Raw genomic sequence first — 6,306 nt, 5'->3', positions numbered from 1 at the left:
GCACCCTCCCTGTGCGGGGGTGCCGCCGCCCTTCGGCGTTACGGCGCTGTACGGCTGAACGGCTCAGTAGGGGCCGTTGACGTTGTCCATCGAGCCGTACCGGTGCCACGCGTAGTTGCACGCGGCGGTGATGTTGGCGACCGGGTCGTAGATGTCCCAGGAAGTGCCCTCGACGTGGTAGGCCTTGAAGGTCGGGTCTATGACCTGGAGCAGGCCCTTGGAGGGAATGCCGTTCTGCGCGTTGATGTCCCACAGGTTGATGGCGCGCGGGTTACCGCTCGACTCCCGCATGAGGTTCCGGTAGATCCCGTTGTAGCTGCCCGGGATGCCCTTCTCCTTCATGATGGCGAGCGATTCCTTGATCCAGCCGTCCAGGTTGTTCGCGTAGACCGGCTTACGCGCGGCGGCCCGGCTCGCGGCCTCCTTGGCGGCCCGCTCCTTGTCCGCCTTCTCCTTGGCGGCCTTCTCCTCGGCTGCCTTCTTGGCGGCGGCTTCTTCGGCGGCCTTCTTCTTCGCGGCTTCCTCGGCGGCCCGCTTCTTGGCGGCTTCCTCGGCAGCCTTCTTCTTCGCCGCCTCCTCGGCCGCCTTCTTCTTCGCGGCCTCCTCCTTCGCCTGCTGCGTGGCGAGCTCGGACTGGTGGACGAGGCTCTCGTGCTGGGCCTCGTGGTCGACGACCTGTTTGCTCCAGGCGACGGGTTTGGCGGGCAGTTCCTTGGTGGCGGTCGTGTGGCCCTCGGGGGACTGGCCCGGGACGACTGCGAAGGCGAGGGCGGCGGCGCCCGCGGCGGCGATGCCTGCGGCGGAGAACTTGTGCGTCTTGGTCAAGCGGCTGTAACCGGGAATGCGGGGGACGGGCATGGCGGACTTAACCTCTTCCAATCGCTCGAGTCGCAGGCCAAATCGGCGCTTGGGAGCGCCGTGTTCTGATCTACGGCGCCGTGCGACTGGGAAATTCTTAGCGCCCGCAAAATGTTGTGGCAAAGGTGTGACATACGACCCTGCTTAGTGGACACCTGGTCCGCTCCCGCCTGCGCGAGCGGCCGTATTCCCCGCTCACGACTGCTTTAAAACGTCCACTAACCGTGGTCGTACGTGATTCAGGTCCTGTGTCAGGGGTCACAACGCCGAGACTTCCGTATCGCGTGATGTGCCTGAGCAAATACATACTGTGGTCGCCATTCCGGATCATCGCGACGCGCCGCTGCAAAGCGAATTCCTCCCCCCTCGGGACTAGGACTTAGGTCCCGGGGAGTGCCGCCGACCGGCCGATATGCCCGAGTCGCGACCGCCGGTACGGTGTCCGTCATGACAAAGGGACGCGGTGCCGGGGCAGGGGCGGGCCTGGCCAATGTGAGTGGTGCGCTCCTCGCCATGAGCAGACACCTGGAAGTCCGTGATGTCCTAAAGACGATCGTTGTGTCCGCCCGTGAGGTGCTTGATGCGGAGTATGCGGCACTGGGGGTTCCGGATGACCATGGGGGCTTCGCCCAGTTCGTAGTAGATGGGGTCAGCGAGGAGCAGTGGAAGGCCATCGGCCCGCTGCCCCGCCAGCACGGAATCCTGGCCGCGATGCTGCGCGACGCCACCCCGCAGCGGCTGGCCGATGTCCGCCTGGATCCGCGTTTTGAGGGCTGGCCCGACGCACACCCCGAAATGTCCGACTTTATCGGGCTTCCCATTGCCGACGGCGACGAAGTGCTCGGTGCGCTCTTCCTCGCCAACAAGCGCTGCCCCAAGCCGAGCGGAAGCTGCGGATTCACCTTCGAGGACGAGGAACTGCTGGCCATCCTCGCCCAGCACGCCGCGATCGCCCTCACCAACGCCCGGCTCTACGAGCGCAGCCGCGAGCTCACCATCGCCGGGGAGCGCGCCCGGCTCGCCCATGAGCTGCACGACGCCGTCTCCCAGAAGCTGTTCTCCCTGCGGCTCACCGCCCAGGCCGCCACCGCGCTCGTGGACCGCGACCCCGCCCGCGCCAAGGGCGAGCTGCAGCAGATAGCCGCCCTCGCCGCCGAGGCGGCCGACGAGCTGCGCTCCGCCGTCGTCGAGCTGCGCCCGGCCGCCCTCGACGAGGACGGCCTCGTCGCCACCCTGCGCACCCAGATACGGGTCCTCGACCGCGCCCACACCGCCCGTGTCACCTTCGCCGCCCACGGCGTCCGCGCGCTGCCGGCGGCCCAGGAGGAGGCCCTGCTGCGGGTGGCCCAGGAGGGCCTGCACAACGCCCTGCGCCACGCGGACGCCGACCGGGTGGAGGTCACCCTGGCCCGCCACGGCCAGGGCGCGCTGCTGCGCGTCACCGACGACGGGGCGGGCTTCGACCCCTCGGCCGTCCGCCGGGCGGGGCGCCACCTCGGCCTGGTCTCGATGCGCGACCGGGCCGGCGGTGTGGGTGGCCGGCTGGCCGTGGAGTCGGCGCCCGGAAAGGGCACCGTGATCGAAATGGAGGTGCCCGGTGGCTGAGCCGGCCCGTGGGATCCGGGTGTTGCTCGTGGACGACCACCAGGTGGTGCGGCGCGGGCTGCGGACGTTCCTGGAAGTGCAGGACGACATCGAGGTGGTGGGGGAGGCGGCCGACGGCGAGGAGGGCGTGGCCCGCGCCGAGGAGCTGCGGCCCGACGTCATCCTGATGGATCTGAAGATGCCCGGCACCGACGGCGTCGAGGCGCTGCGCCGGCTGCGCGGCCTCGACAACCCGGCCCGGGTGCTGGTCGTCACCAGCTTCACCGAGCAGCGCACGGTCGTCCCCGCCCTGCGCGCGGGCGCGGCGGGATACGTCTACAAGGACGTGGACCCCGACGCCCTGGCGGGCGCCATCAGGTCCGTACACGCCGGTCATGTGCTGCTCCAGCCCGAGGTGGCCCTGGCGCTGCTCTCACAGGAGGAGACGGGTGGCGGCCAGGGGCGGGGCGGTTCGCTCACCGAGCGGGAGCGCGAGGTGCTGGCGCTGATCGCGGACGGCCGGTCCAACCGGGAGATCGCCCGTGCGCTGGTCCTGTCCGAAAAGACCGTGAAGACCCATGTGTCCAACATCCTGATGAAGCTGGACCTCGCCGACCGGACGCAGGCGGCGCTGTGGGCCGTACGCCATGGGATCGGGGCCTAGGTGAGGTGAATTGCCTGGATTGTCGCAATAAGCGGCCATCTGTTGGTGATACGGGAGTGCCGTCGGTCGAGCCGAGATTCATACGGTCGGGTGTATGTCACCCGGACAGCGCAACCCGGTCCGCCCCGCGCCGTTTTCCAGGGCGGCTGCGGCGGCCTGCCGCAGTGTTGCGCTAGAAGGGTCTTACCAAGTGAAGAACATCAAGAAGTTCGCGGCCGTCACCATCGCGGTGGGCGGCCTCGCCCTCGCGGGTGCCGGTGCTGCCTCCGCCCACGGCCCCCAGGCTCAGGGCCAGGCCGTGAACTCCCCGGGTGTCGTCGCCGGAAACGAGGCCCAGGTGCCCGTGTTCGTCCCGGTCAACGCCTGCGGCAACGCCGTCCGTGTCATCGGTGTGATGAACCAGACCTTCGGCACCCCCTGCGGCAACCGCTGAGCATCCCCCCTCGCGTCACCCACCACCCCGGCGGCCCGGCCGCCGGGGTGGTGTGACGAGAGGTCCCGGGAGACGGGAAGCCCTCGCGCGGGCAGGTCTCAGAACCCGCCCCGCTCCAGCTCCTCCACATACGCGTTGTACGCCGCCACCTGCGCCCGCCGCGCCGTACGCTCCACCGGCCGCAGCGCCTCCGCCCGCGCCGCGATCTCCGACGCGCTCACCGCCGCGCCGTGCTCCCCGGCGCCCGCGCCCGCCCCGTGGGCGATCTCGATCAGCGCGCCCACCCGCTGCGCCAGCTCCAACACCCGCAGCGCCCGCGGCGGATAGCCCGGGGCGAGCACTTCGCGCCCCCGCCCCGCCCGCGCCCGATACGCCTCCAGGGCCGCCTGCGCGGCCGGCCCCGCCCCGGCGACATTCAGCCGCGACAGCACCTCGGTGGCCTCCCGCAGCGCCTCCGCCAGCTCCCGCTCGGCCTCGCCCAGCGACGGCACATCGGCCGGCGGCGCCTCCCGCACCGGCAGCGAGCGCCACACCACCTCGCTGTGCACATCGCCCTCGGGCCCCGCCTGGAACACCTCGGGCACCAGGCCCAGGGCCACCCCCGTCACGATCACCGCCTCGCCCGCGTCCAGCGCCCGCGCGTTGAACTCGGGCGGGCCGCTCAGCCCCAGCGGATGGCCCGCTATGGGCAGCGCCACCCGCAGCCCCTTGGCCCCGAGCGCCCGCAGCCGCCCGAGCGCGAGCGTCAGCCCGACCGGGGCGGTCTCCCCGGGCATATCGGCCACACGGTGCGAAGCGTCATCGGCCGCGATGCGATGCGCGGCCTCGTCCGGAGAGGCAAGTCCGGCAAGAAGGGCATTTCCCCAGGCGGCAAGGCGCCCTGAGCGCGGTTCATCGAGCATGGCCCCAGCCTAAGGACTGGCGCTGACAATACGTGGCGTAGGTTTTCCCCTGGGGGCGGCGCCTACAGGCGCACGCGATACTCGAGACTGCAATGGGAGACAACGCGCTCATGAGCGATGTTCTGGAGCTGGTGGACGTATCCGTGGTCCGCGATGGTCGGGCTCTGGTGGACGAGGTCTCCTGGTCGATCAAAGAGGGAGAGCGCTGGGTGATCCTCGGGCCCAACGGCGCCGGCAAGACCACCCTGCTCAACGTGGCCTCCAGCTATCTCTTCCCGAGCACCGGGACCGTCCGGATCCTCGGCGACAAGCTCGGCGCGGTCGACGTCTTCGAACTGCGCCCCCGCATCGGCATGGCCGGTATCGCGATGGCCGACAAGCTCCCCCGCCGCCAGACCGTGCTCGAGACCGTGCTCACCGCCGCGTACGGCATGACCGCCCACTGGCACGAGGACTACGAAGCCGTCGACGAGCAGCGCGCCCGCGCCTTCCTGGACCGCCTGGGCATGACCGACCACGTGGAGCGGAAGTTCGGCACCCTCTCCGAGGGCGAGCGCAAGCGCACCCTCATCGCCCGGGCCATGATGACCGACCCCGAGCTGCTGCTCCTCGACGAGCCCGCGGCCGGCCTGGACCTCGGCGGCCGCGAGGACCTCGTACGGCGCCTGGGCCGGCTCGCCCGCGACCCGCTCGCCCCCTCGATGATCATGGTGACCCACCATGTGGAGGAGATCGCCCCCGGCTTCACCCACGTCCTGATGATCCGCCAGGGCAAGGTGCTGGCGGCCGGCCCGGTCGAGACCGAGCTGACCTCCCGCAACCTCTCCCACTGCTTCGGACTCCCGCTGGTCGTGGAGCGCAACGGCGACCGCTGGACCGCCCAGGGCCTGCCGCTGAGCTGATACCCCTGACACCCCTGACATCCCGGACACCCTTGCCCCGAGGCCCGGGTGCCACCCCGGGGGTGATCCGCGCTCTGTTCCCGGACACACCCCGAGAACTACCATGACCTTGTGGATCCTTGGGTGTGGTGGCTGATCGCCGCCGTAGGGCTGGGCATTCCGCTCGTGCTGACCGCGATGCCGGAATTCGGCATGGTCGCCGTCGGCGCTGTCGCCGCCGCGATCACCGACGCGCTCGGCGGCGGCGCCGTGTTCCAGGTCGTGGTCTTCTCCGCGGTCTCCGTCGCGCTGGTCGCCGTCGTCCGGCCGATGGCGGTGCGCAGCCGCACCCAGCGGCCCGGGCTGGCCAGCGGGGTGGAGGCATTGAAGGGCCGCCAGGCCGTCGTCCTCGAGCGGGTGGACGAGAGCGGCGGCGGACGCATCAAACTCGCGGGCGAGGTGTGGTCGGCCCGCGCCCTCGACCCCGACCAGGCCTATGAACCGGGCCAGCAGGTCGATGTCGTGGACATCGACGGCGCCACGGCTGTGGTCATGTGAACCACCGAGGTCATGTGAACCACCGAGCCGTCATACGGGGATACGAGCCGGATACCAGCCCCAGGCCGCACGGCTGCCAACTGGCCCTCAGATCTGACAGACTCGACTCGAGATCGACATCGCTATCGAGATCATCGAGACCAACGAGATCTTTGACATCGCCATCGAGATCGACGACCAGACCTGATCATCCCGATCAACCAGAAGCATGAAGGGCACGGGGAAGCCGCTGTGGAACCGATCATCATCGTCCTGATCATCCTGGTGGTGCTCGTCTTCGTCGCACTCATCAAGACGATCCAGGTCATCCCGCAGGCGAGCGCAGCCATCGTCGAGCGCTTCGGCCGCTACACCCGCACCCTCAACGCGGGCCTCAACATCGTCGTGCCGTTCATCGACTCGATCCGCAACCGCGTCGACCTGCGT

At 69.9% G+C, this 6,306-nt stretch carries 8 protein-coding genes; 6 read left to right on the top strand and 2 right to left on the bottom strand.

Features of this window, described 5'->3' with window-relative positions; all coding sequences use genetic code 11:
• Positions 1–63: 63 nt before the first annotated feature.
• On the bottom strand, positions 64–858 hold the full coding sequence (locus ACFV2X_RS55160; protein WP_385631797.1) for a transglycosylase SLT domain-containing protein: 795 nt from the start codon (positions 856–858) through the stop codon (positions 64–66).
• 447 nt (positions 859–1,305) lie between these two features.
• Between ACFV2X_RS55160 and ACFV2X_RS55155 the strand changes: the two genes are divergently transcribed.
• The 3 genes from ACFV2X_RS55155 to ACFV2X_RS55145 all read left to right on the top strand — a co-directional run bounded on the left by ACFV2X_RS55155 (position 1,306) and on the right by ACFV2X_RS55145 (position 3,539).
• Positions 1,306–2,463, top strand: coding sequence for a histidine kinase (locus ACFV2X_RS55155; protein WP_385631794.1), 1,158 nt, complete (start codon positions 1,306–1,308; stop codon positions 2,461–2,463).
• Positions 2,456–3,106, top strand: coding sequence for a response regulator (locus ACFV2X_RS55150; RefSeq protein ID WP_385631791.1), 651 nt, complete (start codon positions 2,456–2,458; stop codon positions 3,104–3,106). Before ACFV2X_RS55155 ends, ACFV2X_RS55150 begins: the two co-directional genes overlap by 8 nt.
• Positions 3,107–3,296: 190 nt before the next feature.
• Positions 3,297–3,539, top strand: coding sequence for a chaplin (locus ACFV2X_RS55145; RefSeq protein ID WP_385631789.1), 243 nt, complete (start codon positions 3,297–3,299; stop codon positions 3,537–3,539).
• 98 nt (positions 3,540–3,637) lie between these two features.
• Here the strand turns inward: ACFV2X_RS55145 and ACFV2X_RS55140 are convergent, their stop codons facing one another.
• Positions 3,638–4,441 carry a hypothetical protein gene (locus tag ACFV2X_RS55140; protein ID WP_385631788.1) on the bottom strand — a complete coding sequence of 268 codons (804 nt, stop codon included), beginning with the start codon at positions 4,439–4,441 and terminating at the stop codon, positions 3,638–3,640.
• A 110-nt stretch (positions 4,442–4,551) separates the two neighbouring features.
• On the opposite strand from ACFV2X_RS55140, the gene ACFV2X_RS55135 reads away from it, so the two are divergent.
• The 3 genes from ACFV2X_RS55135 to ACFV2X_RS55125 form a co-directional block, all read left to right on the top strand.
• The gene (locus ACFV2X_RS55135; protein ID WP_385631787.1) at positions 4,552–5,343 is read left to right on the top strand and encodes an ABC transporter ATP-binding protein; all 792 of its coding nucleotides are present in this window, start codon (positions 4,552–4,554) and stop codon (positions 5,341–5,343) included.
• Between the two features lie 111 nt (positions 5,344–5,454).
• Entirely contained in the window at positions 5,455–5,880 is a 426-nt protein-coding gene (locus ACFV2X_RS55130; RefSeq protein WP_385631784.1) for an NfeD family protein, read from the top strand.
• Positions 5,881–6,111: 231 nt separating this feature from the next.
• The coding region (locus ACFV2X_RS55125; RefSeq protein ID WP_385631781.1) for an SPFH domain-containing protein at positions 6,112–6,306 on the top strand (195 nt) is incomplete at its 3' end.

The organism is Streptomyces sp. NPDC059679 (genome assembly GCF_042734105.1).
Taxonomy (GTDB): Bacteria; Actinomycetota; Actinomycetes; order Streptomycetales; family Streptomycetaceae; genus Streptomyces.
This window is presented reverse-complemented; position numbering and strand designations above follow the sequence as displayed.